This is a genomic window from Leptospira andrefontaineae, assembly GCF_004770105.1.
GTDB classification, from domain to species: Bacteria; Spirochaetota; Leptospiria; order Leptospirales; family Leptospiraceae; genus Leptospira_B; species Leptospira_B andrefontaineae.
Genome location: NZ_RQEY01000005.1, coordinates 376,051 through 391,233, shown reverse-complemented (window position 1 = coordinate 391,233; position 15,183 = coordinate 376,051). Strand labels below are relative to the sequence as shown.

Here is a 15,183-nt window from a genome sequence, read left to right as displayed (position 1 = left end):
TTACTTTTTGCTAATAACCGATTTCACTTTTCCTAATTTACTACGAAGTCTTGCTACTGCTCTCGTATGAAGTTGTGAAATCCTGGATTCGGTTACTTCCAATACTTCTCCGATCTCTTTTAAAGTTAGATCTTCGTAATAATAAAGAACGATTACTTTTTTCTCTTTGTCCGGAAGTGTTTTGATCGCTTCCACGATCACATTTTTGATCTCTTCTTTTTCGATGATGGTGTCCGGATTCATGTTCATCGGAGATTCTAATGTCTCCATGAAAGAAACCTCGTCGTTCTCATCGCCAAGGAACCAAATATCATTTAAAGATACGAGTGATGTGCCGCTGATCTTAGTAAGAAGTGAGTTGAACTCCTCGACGGAGATCCCCATTTCTTTTGCGATCGCCTCATCTTCTACATGAGCGCCCTCTTTGTTCTCGAGCATTCCGATAATTTGCTCCAACTGTTTCGCTTTTTGGCGAATGGAGCGAGGGATCCAGTCGATGGAACGAAGTTCGTCGAAGATAGAACCTCTGATACGAGTCATCGCATAGGTTTTAAATTTGATCTGTCTATCCGGATCGAATTTTTCGATCGCATCTAGAAGACCAAACACACCGTATGAAACTAGGTCATCGAACTCTACGTTTTGAGGCATACCGATCGCGATACGACCAGCCACATGTTTGACTAGAGGAGAATATTTTTCTACAAGATAACTGCGAATATTCTGGTCTTTGGTGCTTCGGTAAGACTTCCAAAGTTCGGTTTCATCCGTATTATTGTATTTATCGAAAAGTTTGGACATAACTACGGGATGGGCTGGTCCTCTGCTTAAGAGTGTCGTGGACCAAACCGATTTGCAATAGCATTTTTTGACTCAAAAACGGGAAATCAAGCAGTTTTTTGTCTCATTGGGTTTCTGGGCTGATTTCGGCTAAAATCGAGATGTAAACCGAGAGTTGGAGTTCCTACAAACCAAGAATTCGGTCGGAAAGATTTTTACTATTTATCCTGGCTGCCGTCGTCTTTCGCGAGCATGGTTCGGATCGCTTCCGCCATCAACTTAGGTTCATTTTTGATCGCGATATTTTCCACGATAATATGATCTCCGAATTTATCCGCTTTTTTGCGCGGAATTCCACTCGCAGCAGCTCGGATCTCGTCTGCACTACCTGGAGAATCAAAATGAGGGGTAGAAGTATCCATATCCGCATGTCCCGCATGAGAATGGCGGTCTCCACCTTCGAGACCATCTTCATCTCCCCCAGAATAAGCTCCGGTAAAATTACCTATGAGTTCTAAAAACTCAGGAACCTTAGAAGCTATAACGGAATAAACCCCGAATCCGAATACAGCCATACCGACCGTGGATAAAAATGTGATAAAGATAATATGGCCGAGGTAATTTCCGACCATGATGCCGCAGACCAGACTTATGATGAGTCCTAAAAAGGAGAAAAAAGCGAGGAAACCAATTTGTAGGTTCACTCTTCCTCGCTCTGTTGTTTTTCCCTAACGTCTACGAAATTGAAAAACTTACGGAAGAATCCGGTGATTCCGGAATCGTCTAAATTATCCATTTCTTGGTTGAGTAGAGAATATGTGATCCGATTCAAACAAGCTGCTGCCTTGCTCTTAGGTGAATGGATGATATACGGTTTTTGTTCCCGGATACTTTTTTCCACCTCGTCGTCTTGGAAGATGAATCCTAAATTTTCGACCCTTACTTCTAAGAACTGACCTGAGATATCGATCACACGGTCAGCAACCTTCTTCCCTTCGATAGCGGAACGTACACGGTTTACGACCATCTTAAGATTTTTATCTCTACTTTGGGAAACGATCGCTTTGATGAGTCCATAAGAGTCAGTGATTGCAGTAGGTTCTGGTGTAGTAACTACGATCACATCGTCCGCAGGAAGTGTGAGTCCGATCACATTCGAACTGATCCCTGCTCCGGTGTCTATGATCATATAATCATAGGAATCCAGATCAGCAAATCCTTTGATCAAATTATTTCTTTGGGTATCGTTTAGGTTAGCAAGTTGAGAATAACCGCTAGCGCCTGCGATGATATCCACTCCTTCCGGAGCTTGGATGATAATATCCTTTAAACTTTTATGTCCCTTGACTACGTGATATAAATTGTATTTAGGGATGATCCCTAAGATCACATTCACGTTAGCTAGTCCTAGATCTCCATCAAATACTAGGACCTTCTGTCCTGCCTTAGCCATAGAGATGGCAAGGTTTACGGAGATAGTACTTTTACCGACCCCACCCTTTCCGGAAGCGATCGCTATAATCTTAGTCATAGGTTTGGTTGAAGACACGAGTTTCAAACTCGTATTACCCTCGGTAAGTTTCCGCAACTGAGTCGCTTGGTCCATCCTAACCTCTTTCTCTGGGACTTAGGTTTTCTACCGAAACCTTAAGCGGAGAATACTTCTCCACGGATCTCGATGATTTTTTCCGGATTTACTGCGCATTCAGCGAGTTGGTGTTTTTCCGCTGGGATCATATCGAAGGGAACTTCTTGGCCAACACTTAAATGGGTAAAACCCTTATTAAGTGTATCGGCTAGTTCCAGAAATCCACCCAAAAATTCCGCTTCGTCCAGTTTAGTTAATAAAATTCTACGGAAACCAAGGGGCTCGTAGGCTTTCATTACGGAGTGGGTGTGATGATACGAAGATGTAGCGGATAATACAAGGATATTTTCAACGTTGTCCCTTTCTCCGAAAGCGGAAAGGTATCCGTACATTTTACTAAGCTGGTCCACATTGCGATGGCTATAACCCGCAGTATCTATTAAGATCAGCTCAGATCCATCCCTTGCCAGGGTCTCCTGAAAACGTTTCAGATCTTTTACAGCATAAAAAGGCATTTCCATGGTATCCGCGTAGCGTTTTAACTGCTCGATTGCCGCGATCCTGTAGTTATCAGTTGTGTACAGAGACACTGATTTTCCCATATGAAGATGGTACTTAGCGGCTAGTTTTGCGATGCTAGTTGTTTTTCCGCTACCTGTAGGTCCCACGAAGAAGATAACTTTTCTTTGTCCTCTTCTAGTTCCTTTAAAAATATCAGGCTCCACCTGCACCCTTTCAGAAAGAACTTCTACAATTTTTTCCTGAACTGCAACAGTGCGAGAACGATCGAGAGGAGAAAGTCTCTGCTCTACCTGGGAAATAATTTCTTCCGCATAAGCCTCGCTCATTCCTTCTTTTACAAGTTTATCCCTCATTTTAAGGATATTGGAATCCTGTTCCTTACGAACAGGCCTTGCAAACTTAGGCTCGAATTCTTTCGAAAAAGAAAGTCCTAGATTTTCTTCAGACTCAATCGCTTCGGAAGTGACTTCTATCAGTTCTTTTGGCAAAGAAGAAGTTCTATTTGGGCGAGAAGTTCTTTCTTCCCAGCTAGGCAATTCTTCCAGACTCCTTCTTTTCTCAGAGCCAAGAGTGGACTTTTGTTTGAGAAGTTCTTTTAGATCTTGGAGTTTTTTCTCCACCTTCTCTCTGGAACTTGCCTTTTCAGGGATACCAACTTGGATCTCCACGACCTTGCGGGCCATAAGTCCTGTTCCGAAAACGCCACCTTCGGTTAAAATTCTATGTTCGATGACATGGGCTTCTGGGCCGTATTTCATCTTCATTTGCATTAGGCAGTCCTGTAGATCCTTGCCCCTAATCTTTGCGAAATCCATGTTATCCTCCTGTTTTTTCGATTCTAATATTACGTTTTACTAAACCACTTCTGCGGGTTCCGCCGCTTGGGCTTGAGCAATTCTGAGTTCGCCTGCGATTACTGTCGGAACGGAAGAATGTACTTCTTCTAAAGCGAGCACCGCAAAATTCCTAGGTGGGAATTCTTTTGCTAAGAAATAAGCAAAAGGCATCCTCACTTCTCTATTTACCACATAGATCGGGAATCCTCTTCCCTCTTGGACCCTTCGATTCATATCCGCTACGGATTCCAAAAGTCTTCTCTGGAAATCTGGAGGAAGGACTAAAATATCCCGTCCTTCCAAACGATCTTGTGCGAGAGATTTGTTCAATCTGTCGAGCACCCGACCTTCCACCACGATAACTTGTAGTTTTCCATCCACCATATAATCTTTTACGATCGTATTGGAGATGGATTGCCTTACGAATTCCGTAAGAACATAAGGGTTCGGGTATTTGCCCATTTTGTTTGCAACTGTTTCTAAGATTGGAACAAGATTGCGAATTCCCAAACCTTCTCTGAGAAGATTCTGAAGAACTTGCTGCAACATTCCCAAATTTCCAGGTTTGTCCGCTTCCAATTCTTGGATAAGTGTTGGGTATTGAGATCTGTAATGATCCAGAAGTTTTTTGACTTCTTCTCTTCCGAGCAAACTGGAAGCATGAGTCGCGAGTAATTCTCTCAAATATGTGATGATTACGGTAGAAGAATCCACCACGATAAAACCTTTGGACTCCGCATCTCCTTTCGAATCCGCAGAGATCCATTTTGCAGTTCTTCCATATGCAGGTTCCATGAAGGATTCTCCTTCGATAGAAGAAAGGTCCTGGCTTTCTGCTGAAGGCATTGCCATTAGTTTTTCAGGACGAATCGTACTCGAACCGACTTCCACCCCATTGATCTTGATGGTAAATTGATCAGGAGGTATTTCCAAATTATCTAATATACGGATCGGAGGAATAACGATCCCACTTTCACGTGCGAACTTTCCTCTTAAGTTGGAAATTTGGTCCATCAATGTTCCGCCTTGGGAAGCATCCACCAATGGAACCAGATGATAACCGAATTCGATCTCGATTGGCTCGATTCTAAGTTCGTCGTAATAGTCTCGAGGTTTGCGATCCCCAACCGCTTCTTTTTCCTTTTTCTCCAAAACCTCGAGCTGTTCTTGTACTGTTCTCTCAAGAGAGTATGCGAGATATGCAAGCCCACCTGAGAGAAGTACCATTGGAATAAAAGGTAAACCTGGAATGAATGCGCCGAGTCCCATGGAAGCTGCTACCACATACAATACCTTAGAGTTTGCAAATAGCTGGGTCTTAAATTGTTTCGCAAGATCGGATTCGGATCCGGAACGAGTAACAATGATACCTGTAGCAACAGTAGTGAGAAGTGCTGGGATCTGAGAAACAAGTCCATCACCAATAGTGAACTTTCCGTAAGTTTCGACTGCAGCTATGAAGGATTCACCGCGGATACTTGCACCGATAACGACTCCTCCGATCAGGTTGATCGCAGTGATGATCAGTCCTGCTCTTACATCCCCTTGAACAAACTTACTCGCTCCATCCATGGAACCGTAGAAGTCCACTTCCGCTTCGATCTTCTTTCTTCTTTTACGAGCCTCTGCCTCATTTATATTCCCAGTGGAAAGTTCCATATCGATTGCCATCTGTTTACCAGGCAATGCATCCAATGTGAACCTTGCTGCCACTTCGGAGATACGGGTCGCACCTTTAGTGATCACGAGAACCTGAACAAGCACTAAGATTATGAAAATAATAAATCCAACTACATACTTACTTAAACCGGATTCACTTCCTACTATAAAGGAACCAAATGCATCTATGATCGCACTATTTACACCAGGGCCCTTGGACAAAATTTGTCTAGTGGTAGAAACGTTCAGCGCCAATCGATAGATCGTTGTTATAAGTAATAAACTAGGAAAAACAGAAAACTCAGAAGGTTCCTTGATAGACAAAGAAGTCATAACAATGAGTAAACTTAAAGCCAAACTGAATAAGATCAGAATGTCTAAAATAAATCCTGGCAAAGGAACAACGAGCATTCCAACGATAGCAACTGCTCCCGCACCCAGGATGAAGTCGGATTGTGTATACCATTTCTTATCCATAATATTCTCCTAGGTTTAAGAAGCGTTTCGGAACGCTCTCCGGAAAGATTCGAGTTTCGTAAAGATCACACTGAGTGCGGTATAGAATTTAGCGGGAACTTCCTGTCCAATTTCCACCTCGTCATAAAGTGTCCTTGCCATTGGGCGGTCTTCTACTGTTGCGATATCATTCGCCTTTGCCACCCGGATAATACGTAATGCGAAATCGTCTACGCCCTTTGCGATCACAATCGGGGCTCTGTGTTTGTTAGGTTTATACTCTAACGCAACTGCAAAGTGGGTCGGATTCGTAATAACAACGTCTGCTTTCGGAACTTCTGCCAGCATCTTGCTTTTTTTGATCTGATCTCTGGCCATTTGCCTTCTTCTGGCTTGTAAAGAAGGGTCCCCGTCCTGTTCCTTCATCTCTCTTTTGGATTCGGAAGGAGTCATTTTGAGAGCTTCTTCATATTCATATCTTTGGAAGAAGTAATCCCCTACGCTGATCGCGAGCAGTAGTATCCCCACTACTATAAAAATTTTAAACGCAGTAAAAGTGATTAATGCTACAGATTCTTCGAGGCCCATGTTTCCGAGCATTAGGATCCTGAAAAAGTCCTTCTCTATTACAAAATAAGAGACCCAAGCAATCACAGCCACTTTGACTAAAGATTTTGCCAAACCGAATAATGTCTGACGATTCGGAAGCACCTTTTTAAAATTAGGACGTATCCTTCCGAAATTGAACGCGAGCGCTCTAGGTGCGAATAAAAATCCTGTCTGAACAACGTTACCAACAATTGCAGCGACTACCGTAATCCCCATCAAAGGAAGAAGCAGCTGAGTGATATCCACAAGAGCGTTATTCAAAAGTTCACTGATTGCTTCAGAACTAATCACATTCGCGGAACGTATCCCGAAGAAATATTTTCTCAAAAGATAATAGGATCTCATGAAAAAATATTCTCCCATGAGATACATTAGAACAATACCAGCCAACAAAACGATCGCAGAAGCAACTTCAGGGCTTTTAGGAACATTCCCTTTTTCCCTTTCTTCCCTTCTTCTTCTTTCGCTGGCCGGCTGTGTACGTCCCTCGTCTTCCGCTGCAAATAGCTGAAGGTCAATACGAAAAGGAGCAGGGATTGGCTGCGAATGCGCAGTCACAGGTTGGAACTCCAACATATTATTAGAACGCAACACTTGGAGTGTTTGTAGGAACTCCAACATGCGGATATACAGCGGATGTAGGAATTCCAACAGAGCGAGCTTAGAGAAAAATCCAGTTATTTTCTTCCAAAAGGATCCCATTAGTTTGGCCATCCTTTCAGCATCAGATTCATCTTCTCGAAAGAAAGTTGAAATGCATTGTCCATTTGAGTGATCAAAAAAGGAACGATTAGGATCATAACTACTAGACCAATCGCAATCTTGATCGGAAAGCTTAGCTGTAGAATATTCAACTGAGGAGCAGCTTTTCCCATCAATGCTTCTGAAACAGTGACTAAGAATAAAACCCCAAGTATAGGAAGAGAAATTTTGAAAGCGACTAGGAACATCGCACCAATCGCTTCTTCCATTGCCTTATAAAGACCGTCTTGGATCTCAGGCACAAGTTTCAAAACTTGAACCTTCTCAAATGAATATACTAAACTTTCGAACAGAAAACGGTACGCTCCTAAAGATAAGAATAGAAGCATACCTAACATATTTTTAAGAGTACTGATCACAGGAAGACTTGTTTGAGAGATCGGATCCAAGATCTCAGCATAACCGAAGCCGAGTTGAACGTTAAAAAATTCCCCAGCCATTTGGAAAGAAGAGAATACCAAGCTGACTAGAAAGCCCATAAGGATACCGATTAGCACCTCCGCCATCACAACTAGACCATAATCAGCCATATTACCCGGGATCGGAGGAACGAAGGATGCACTTACGGGAAATAAAATTACAGCAATTAGAAAACCAAGGGTCATTCTTTGAGGAAAACTGATAGAGGCAAAAGAGAACACAGGAGCCACTGATAGAAGCCCCACGATCCTTGCCAGGATCAGAAGAAACACTTGGAAATTTCCGATAAAGTATTCCATTTTTCTAATCTAAAACTTCTCTATCATCAGGAAAAGATCCCTGGTATAATCCGTCATTGTTTGGAGCATCCACCCGGCAAAGATCACGATCACCGCAAAAATGGATAATAACTTAGGAACAAAAGCTATCGTTGGCTCTTGGATAGAAGTTGTGGTCTGTAAAATACCAATAACAAGTCCCACCACCATTGCAGTCAGCAAAATGGGAGCAGAAAGTTTAAGAGTCACAAAAAGTGCATCTCTGATCAGAGTAATTGCATCTACTTCCGTCATTTATAACTCCTTACGAGCTCGTAGACGATTAAATTCCAACCATCCACAAGAACGAATAAGATCAATTTAAACGGCAAACTCACCATCACAGGCGGAAGCATATTCAAACCCATAGAAAGAAGTGCGGAGGCAACCACAAGATCCACCACGATAAAAGGAATAAATATAATGATCCCGATCCAAAAGGCTTTCTTGATCTCAGAAAGCATAAATGCGGGAATAAGAACGTAATTCGGAACATCGTCGAATGATTCTACATTCTCCACTTTTCCGATCTTCAAAAATAAAGCCACGTCCTTGGCGCCGCTTGTCCCGATCTGCCTCATCATAAATTCCCGGAGAGGGACCATGGACTTATCAAAAAATTCGTTGGTGTCAATCTTACCTTCCATGTACGGGTTTAAACCTTTCTCGTACACGATATTCAAGGTAGGGGCCATGATAAAGAATGTCATGAATAATGCGAGTCCCACCATTACCTGGTTAGGCGGAAGGTTTTGGATAGAAAGTGCCCTTCTCACAAAATCCAAGACGATTACTATCTTAGTAAAGGAAGTCAGGGACATCACAATGGCAGGAGCCAAAGAAAGAATTGTAACTAAGAACAAGATCATCAAAGAAAGACTTGTCTCTCTCGGACCTTTCGCTTCGTTCACATTGATATTCAGATTTGGGATAGGGATCCTAGGTGTGTTTGCTTGGGCAAAAGTTTCCTCTGGGATCGCAATGATCAAAACGGCAAAGAGAAGAATGCCAGAAAGTATCTTCCACATAACTGATTTATGTCTCATACCTTCAGAAACCTTTTTACCGACCTTTGTAGCGAACCCCTCTCCCACTTTTCCCCCTAGTTCAAATCGAATAATCCGTTCTCCAGATTATTCCTTTCCTTCTTAATTTCGTCTAACTTCTCTTTGAGCTTTCTCTGTTTCTCTTTTCTTTCACCCGGAGTTTGCCGAAGGGTTTGTTCTTCATCTTCCGACTTTCCGGTCAGACGAATATTCAAATCCTTTAATTGTTCCAGAGCAGTGACCAAGAAGCCACCTTCAGGCGGCTTAAATTCGTCTCTCATCCTCTGGAGTCTCGCCTTAGTCTCCGTATCCGTAATCTCGGAGATTAAATTAATACCGTTATCCGCCACACCCAGCACGAAAATTTGCCCAGTCACTTCTACGATCTGAAGCTGCTTATTCGTGCCCAAATTCAAACTTCCCAGAAGATTCATTTCTCCTCTAACAGGAAGAGAACCTTCTCTGGATTTTGCGAGAGTCCTTAAGACCCAATACGCAGCTCCACAAAGAATTCCGAGTACTAGAACGATCCTAAATAAGATACCTGCAAGACTCGGCCCATCTGAAACAGGCTTATATCTTTCTTCCACAGGATTCGGAACTGACTCAGCAGTTGTTTCCTTCTTCTCTTCTTGTTTAGGAGCAGAAGTTGTAGGAGATTCCGAAGTCTTTTTGTCAGAAGTACCCAATTCTCTCTTGAGAACTTCGTCCATTTGTTCTCGTTCGGAACCTTGGGAATATAATCCTCCGGCGATACCCGATAAAATACAAAAGACTCCGAACGCCAAAGCGAGGGAGCCGAATCCTGAAAAAAACGAATGGATCGTTTGAAAAATTCGGCTCATCCGCCTCCCGACTCCGGCTTGATCCTATCGGCCGGACTTACGATATCCGTTACACGCACACCGAAGTTTTCGTCGATGACCACGACCTCTCCCTTCGCAATCAACTTACCGTTCACTAAAAGGTCCACAGGCTCACCTGCCAACTTATCCAACTCGATAATGGAACCTTCTCCCAAACCTAAGATATCTTTAATATACATCTTAGTTCTTCCGAGTTCCACGGTCACGGACATCTGAACGTCCATAAGAAGGTTTAAGTTCGGAGTTCCTTGGGCGCCGCTTGCAGTTGCAAGGTTCGGGAAGGAAACTCCCTTCATTCCTACTTGGGAAATTCCACCGCCTCCCATTCCGCCTTGGTAGCCACCGCCACCATAATCTCCTCCCCCTCCTCCTCCGGACCTTTTAGAAAGAGAGAGAATATCATTCGCCATAGATAAAGAAAGAAGGAACTGAACTCTGAAGGATGGAAGTCCCTCTATCGCTAAGTTGAAGAAGGTCCGCACCAGCGGATCACCTTCTGGAAGTACCAATGCAGCGGGAGAAGTTACATGTCTGGTTTCCGCAGGAGAGCCATTCACTCCACCGCCAGTCTTAGCAGCGATCTGAGATTGAAGAGCTCCCATAATAGGAGTTAAACTATCTCTAAGAGTTTGGAGTTGGCCTTCGTCCAGACCACCTGAATCGAAGCCTCCCATCATCATGTTCGCAATACGAGCCGCATTATCTGCGGCCATCGCAAGCACAACTCTTCCGTTCAGATTTCCCGAATAGGTAGAATATAATAAAAACGTGTTGGACTTAAGCTCTGCTTCCACATCCTTCCGGGATTTTGCCTCGGAGGTAGGATTCATGAAGTTAGAAGTTTTCGAAAGGATGGCTGCTAAAGTATTCCCTGCAGTCATAAAACAATGAGAGAGAAAATCGGACAGAAGGTCCCTATCTACCGGAGAAAGACCGGCAGCTTCCTTGGACCCGCCTCCGGCAGCCATGCTGCTGCCTGGATCGAATGTATCATTTGCACCCGCTAAAAGGGCGTCTATTTCTTCCTGGGAAAGGGATCCTTCACCCATCTGGGGCACTCTCTCTTAGTTTTGGATTAGGAGACATAATAAAAAGAAATTTGTCGACCCTTTTTTTTCTTGCTCAGAAAATCGGTGGGAAAAGGCCGGGGGAACACCTAGATAAGACCCCACTTTAGAAGCAAAAACAAGTATATTTTAGGAAGAAGATCCTTAGGTCTCTAATGTTTCGATCTGAAAGGAAGAAAGATCTACGTATTGAGAAGCATTTCCGTGGATATCGATCCCAACAAGTCTACCGCTTGCATCTAGATCAATGTTCACATCCTCTACAACTTCGCGCCTCTGCGTGAAAATTCCTTTGCGCCTTTCCCTGCCGGCCCCCGGTCTCCAATGCCAGATTTTTTTTCCATTTTTTACGTATATCGGGCTTGACTGGCGATTTGAAGTCTTGTATTTTACCAAACGGTAAATTAACTATATGGTTAAATACGACACAGAATCCGATCGACTGAGCAATACTTTCGCAGCTCTGGCAGACCCTACGAGAAGGGAGATCCTTCTCTATTTGGTCTCAGGAGAGGCAACCGTTAAGGAACTTGCAGAACCTTTTAATATGAGCCTGCCTGGAATCTCCAAACATCTAAAGGTTTTGGAAAAGGCTGGGCTGATTGAAAGAGGAAGAGAGGCTCAATGGAGACCCTGCAAGATACGACCGGATGGTCTAAAGGAAGCTTCGGGTTGGCTCGATCATTACAAACATTTCTGGGAAGAAAGTTTGGATCGTTTAGATGCATATCTACAACAACTCCAATCGCAAAAGGAAAACCAGGAAAGACCTGAAACAAAAGCGTAACTTTTCTCAATTCCAAAAGAAATATTAGAAATATATAAAATAAGGGACTTAGAATGTCTGAAAAGATAGAAAACATACAAAAAGCCACTAAAAAAGAGTGGATTGGGTTGGCGGTAATCGCCCTTCCCTGCTTGCTATACGCGATGGATTTGACCGTTCTTTATTTGGCGGCCCCACAACTTACAGCGGATCTAAACCCAACTCCTTCTCAACAATTATGGATCATGGATATCTATGGTTTCTTGGTCGCAGGTTTTCTTGTGATCATGGGAAATCTGGGAGATAGAATTGGTCGTCGCAAACTTCTTCTCTATGGAGCGGCGGCATTCGGAGTAGCATCCGTTCTTGCGGCATTCTCCCCTAGTTCCGAAATTTTGATCTTGACTCGTGCAATCTTAGGGATTACGGCGGCAACTTTAGCTCCTTCTACTCTATCATTAATTCGTAATATGTTTTTGGATCCGGAAGAAAGGACTTTTGCAATCGGTATCTGGGGGATGAGTTTCTCTTTAGGTGGAGCGATCGGTCCTCTTGCAGGTGGGGTTCTATTGGAATATTTCTGGTGGGGTTCCGTTTTCTTGATGAGTGTTCCGGTTATGATTCTTCTTCTAATCGTTGGGCCTAAACTTCTTCCTGAATTCAAAGATCCGAATGCTGGCAAAATGGATATCCCGAGTGCGATCCTATCCTTAGTATCAGTTCTTTCTATCATCTATGGTTTGAAGCAGATCGCAGAGAATGGCTGGGGAACAGTCCCAATTCTTACTATACTTGCAGGATTAGTAGTCGGAGCGGTCTTTATTAAAAGGCAAACCACTTTACAAGATCCAATGATAGATCTTGAGCTGTTCAAACTTCCCGCATTCACTGCTGCAGTCGTCGGAAATACGATGACCATCTTCGTAGGCTTGGGAGCTTTCTTATTTATTTCCCAATACTTACAATTGGTCTTAGGACTTTCTCCCTTGGAAGCCGGGCTTTGGACTCTTCCTGGAGCATTAGGCAATATTATAGGATCTCTTACGATCCATATGATCGTTCGTATTATGCGCCCATTATATGTGATGTTAAGCGGACTTGTATTGCTCGCGATCGGTATGTATTTATATACTCTGATTAATACTGAAAACGGGATCTGGATGATTATCGCAGGATCTCTCATCATGTCTTTTGGGATCTGCGCAGTTGTGATCTTAGGAACGGATATCATCGTTGGCTCCGCGCCGCCAGAAAGAGCAGGAGCGGCGGCCTCTATTTCAGAAACTGCGGCTGAATTTGGCGGGGTTCTAGGAATTGCAGTACTTGGAAGTATAGGTGTTGCGATTTTCAAATCCAGGATCAATTCGATCGAACTCCCAGGACTCACTCCTGAACAATGGCAAAGTTCTCATAATACTTTAGCTTCTGCGGTAGCTATAGCAAAAGAACTTCCGGAGCCGAGTAGGCAGATACTACTCAGCACTGCCCAGGGAGCATTCACCGATTCTTTACATTTTGTTTCTTTCTTGAGTGTAGGGATCTCTATCGCTTTGGCATTTGCGATCTTCTTCATTTTGAAAGATAAAAAAGAACCAGAAGGATCTGCTGCAGAACTAGAAAAAGCAGCCAGATAATATTAACAGAATATAAATAAGGAAAATAGAATGAAAGCAGAAGTTTCAGTTGTTGGAAAAGAAATTATAGGGATTAAAACTTTCGATGCTCCGAGAGAATTAGTTTGGAGTGCTTGGACTGACCCGAAACAAGTAGCAATCTGGTGGGGACCAAACGGTTTTACGAATACCATTCATGAAATGAGTGTGAAACCCGGAGGGATCTGGAGATTTACAATGCATGGTCCGGATGGAGTAGATTACCCGAACCGTGTCGAGTTCATCGAAGTGGTTAAACCTGAAAAGCTGGTCTATGATCATGGAGACGATTCCAATCCGAAACAATTCCATGTGATCGTTCGTTTCGAGGAAGAAGGTTCCAAAACCAAACTTACCATGAGAACCATCTTCTCTAGCGAAGATGATGTCAAAAAAGTCGCCGATTACGCATTGGATGGACTTAGAGAAACTCTGGGACGTCTACGAGAATTCCTGGAAAAGAAATAAGAAGATCCGGACTTATTCCGAAGTATTTTCGAATATAATAATTTTTTAAAAAGCGGAGAAGAAGTTTGTGAACGAGATCAAACAACCTGAATTTAAGGAAATGATACTGACTAGGACCCTGAATGCGCCAAGAGATCTAGTTTGGAAGGCTTGGATAGATCCAAATATGGTCTCTCAATGGTGGGGTCCGCATGGATTTACGGCTCCTCTCTGCCAATTGGATCTTCGTCCCGGCGGAGAGATCCTAATCCATATGAAAGATCCGGATGGCGGGATCAATCCGATGAACGGTACTTATAAGGAGATCGTTACATTAGAAAAGATCGTTTTCTCCTCATATATCGCCTTCGAAATGGACGGGAAAAAACCGGCGGCTGAGATCCAGATTACTATTCTATTTGCGGATAAAGGTTCTCAAACAGAACTCCAAGTGCGTGCACTCCCAATCAAAGTGGATCCGGAACTTTATCCTGCAGTGGAAGGAATGGAAGAAGGTTGGACCCAAACCCTGGATAAACTTACGGCTATTTTTGCTTAGTTATTCCGGGTCGGATGCAATAAAAAAATAAATATTAAGGAAACAGAATATGAAAACAAATCCGTTGCAAATACTGAGCTTTTGGATCATCATCTTTCCTTTCCAAAAAAGGAAAAGAGCCGGCGCTTAAGATGGACTCAAAAGTGGGAGGTTACTCCCACTATTTTCATAAATCTTCCGACAAGGAAGAGATCCGAACCAAGGAAACTCAGAATGATATTTTTCGTAAGAAAAAGATCTTTTTTACGGCTTTATTCTCCGTTCCGGAAGAAAAGAAAGATATAAGCCGATTCTGGGAGGAAGCTTTGGAAAGGTTAGCGGAACTTCTTCGCAGGATCCAAGGATCCTGATATTAGAATATTATTAAAATTTAAAGGAATATATTGGATGAATTTAGATATTTTTAAAAACGAAACTTTGAATATCAAAGCGGATGTAGCGATCTTAGTCGCAAGAGTTGTCTGTGGATACGCGTTTATACTACATGGTTGGGGAAAAATTCAGGACCCGTTTCATTGGATGGGGCCTGATTCCTCTATGCCTGCTATTTTCCAATTTTTGGCTGCGCTTTCCGAATTCGGAGGAGGGATCGCTTGGGTAATCGGCCTTCTGACAAGGCTTGCCTCTTTCGGGATCGTATGCACAATGATCGTGGCGGCATATTTCCATTCGGTGATCTTAGGGGATTCCTTTATTAATCTGACTGGTGGGAGATCCTACGAATTGGCAGGAGTATTTTTTACCATCTCCTTGGTATTTTTAACCGTAGGTGCAGGAAGATTTTCATTAGATCAAAAAATCTTTGGAAGTAAATAGAGTAGATTAAATTCT

At 43.0% G+C, this 15,183-nt stretch carries 17 protein-coding genes; 6 read left to right on the top strand and 11 right to left on the bottom strand.

The annotated features are described in order from the left end of the window. From whiG to fliN, 11 genes are all read right to left on the bottom strand, one after another. Window positions 1-801: an RNA polymerase sigma factor WhiG gene (whiG, locus tag EHO65_RS03520; RefSeq protein WP_135772792.1), complete on the bottom strand. Its 801-nt coding sequence runs from the start codon at window positions 799-801 to the stop codon at window positions 1-3. A gap of 197 nt (window positions 802-998) precedes the next feature. Further along, the gene (locus EHO65_RS03515) at window positions 999-1,484 is read right to left on the bottom strand and encodes a hypothetical protein (protein WP_135772791.1); all 486 of its coding nucleotides are present in this window, start codon (window positions 1,482-1,484) and stop codon (window positions 999-1,001) included. Then, entirely contained in the window at window positions 1,481-2,386 is a 906-nt protein-coding gene (locus EHO65_RS03510; RefSeq protein WP_008597222.1) for a MinD/ParA family protein, read from the bottom strand. The genes EHO65_RS03515 and EHO65_RS03510 overlap by 4 nt, the downstream gene beginning before the upstream one ends. Window positions 2,387-2,427: 41 nt before the next feature. Beyond that, window positions 2,428-3,705 (bottom strand): flagellar biosynthesis GTPase FlhF, encoded by a 1,278-nt coding sequence (flhF, locus tag EHO65_RS03505; RefSeq protein ID WP_135772790.1) that lies wholly within the window; start codon window positions 3,703-3,705, stop codon window positions 2,428-2,430. Window positions 3,706-3,744: 39 nt separating this feature from the next. Next, window positions 3,745-5,862, bottom strand: a complete 2,118-nt coding sequence (locus EHO65_RS03500; RefSeq protein ID WP_135772789.1) for a flagellar biosynthesis protein FlhA — start codon at window positions 5,860-5,862, stop codon at window positions 3,745-3,747. Window positions 5,863-5,877: 15 nt separating this feature from the next. Beyond that, window positions 5,878-7,152: an EscU/YscU/HrcU family type III secretion system export apparatus switch protein gene (locus tag EHO65_RS03495; protein ID WP_135772788.1), complete on the bottom strand. Its 1,275-nt coding sequence runs from the start codon at window positions 7,150-7,152 to the stop codon at window positions 5,878-5,880. Beyond that, on the bottom strand, window positions 7,152-7,931 hold the full coding sequence (fliR, locus tag EHO65_RS03490) for a flagellar biosynthetic protein FliR (protein ID WP_135772787.1): 780 nt from the start codon (window positions 7,929-7,931) through the stop codon (window positions 7,152-7,154). Before fliR ends, EHO65_RS03495 begins: the two co-directional genes overlap by 1 nt. Window positions 7,932-7,940: 9 nt before the next feature. After that, window positions 7,941-8,204: a flagellar biosynthesis protein FliQ gene (fliQ, locus tag EHO65_RS03485; RefSeq protein ID WP_135772786.1), complete on the bottom strand. Its 264-nt coding sequence runs from the start codon at window positions 8,202-8,204 to the stop codon at window positions 7,941-7,943. Then, window positions 8,201-8,995 carry a flagellar type III secretion system pore protein FliP gene (gene fliP, locus EHO65_RS03480; RefSeq protein ID WP_208743972.1) on the bottom strand — a complete coding sequence of 265 codons (795 nt, stop codon included), beginning with the start codon at window positions 8,993-8,995 and terminating at the stop codon, window positions 8,201-8,203. Before fliP ends, fliQ begins: the two co-directional genes overlap by 4 nt. A 56-nt stretch (window positions 8,996-9,051) precedes the next feature. Further along, window positions 9,052-9,840 carry a flagellar biosynthetic protein FliO gene (gene fliO / locus EHO65_RS03475; protein WP_135772785.1) on the bottom strand — a complete coding sequence of 263 codons (789 nt, stop codon included), beginning with the start codon at window positions 9,838-9,840 and terminating at the stop codon, window positions 9,052-9,054. Then, window positions 9,837-10,910 (bottom strand): flagellar motor switch protein FliN, encoded by a 1,074-nt coding sequence (gene fliN / locus EHO65_RS03470; protein WP_135772784.1) that lies wholly within the window; start codon window positions 10,908-10,910, stop codon window positions 9,837-9,839. The genes fliO and fliN overlap by 4 nt, the downstream gene beginning before the upstream one ends. Before the next feature lie 430 nt (window positions 10,911-11,340). Between fliN and EHO65_RS03460 the strand changes: the two genes are divergently transcribed. The 6 genes from EHO65_RS03460 to EHO65_RS03435 all read left to right on the top strand — a co-directional run bounded on the left by EHO65_RS03460 (window position 11,341) and on the right by EHO65_RS03435 (window position 15,168). Beyond that, on the top strand, window positions 11,341-11,715 hold the full coding sequence (locus EHO65_RS03460) for an ArsR/SmtB family transcription factor (protein ID WP_135772783.1): 375 nt from the start codon (window positions 11,341-11,343) through the stop codon (window positions 11,713-11,715). Window positions 11,716-11,768: 53 nt separating this feature from the next. Next, complete coding sequence (locus tag EHO65_RS03455; protein ID WP_135772782.1) at window positions 11,769-13,328, top strand: MFS transporter; 1,560 nt, start codon at window positions 11,769-11,771, stop codon at window positions 13,326-13,328. Window positions 13,329-13,358: 30 nt separating this feature from the next. Continuing rightward, window positions 13,359-13,814 (top strand): SRPBCC family protein, encoded by a 456-nt coding sequence (locus tag EHO65_RS03450; RefSeq protein WP_135772781.1) that lies wholly within the window; start codon window positions 13,359-13,361, stop codon window positions 13,812-13,814. Between the two features lie 67 nt (window positions 13,815-13,881). After that, on the top strand, window positions 13,882-14,352 hold the full coding sequence (locus tag EHO65_RS03445) for an SRPBCC family protein (protein ID WP_135772780.1): 471 nt from the start codon (window positions 13,882-13,884) through the stop codon (window positions 14,350-14,352). A gap of 131 nt (window positions 14,353-14,483) precedes the next feature. Then, complete coding sequence (locus tag EHO65_RS03440; RefSeq protein ID WP_135772779.1) at window positions 14,484-14,702, top strand: hypothetical protein; 219 nt, start codon at window positions 14,484-14,486, stop codon at window positions 14,700-14,702. A gap of 37 nt (window positions 14,703-14,739) precedes the next feature. Further along, entirely contained in the window at window positions 14,740-15,168 is a 429-nt protein-coding gene (locus EHO65_RS03435) for a DoxX family protein (RefSeq protein ID WP_135772778.1), read from the top strand. Window positions 15,169-15,183: the final 15 nt, after the last annotated feature.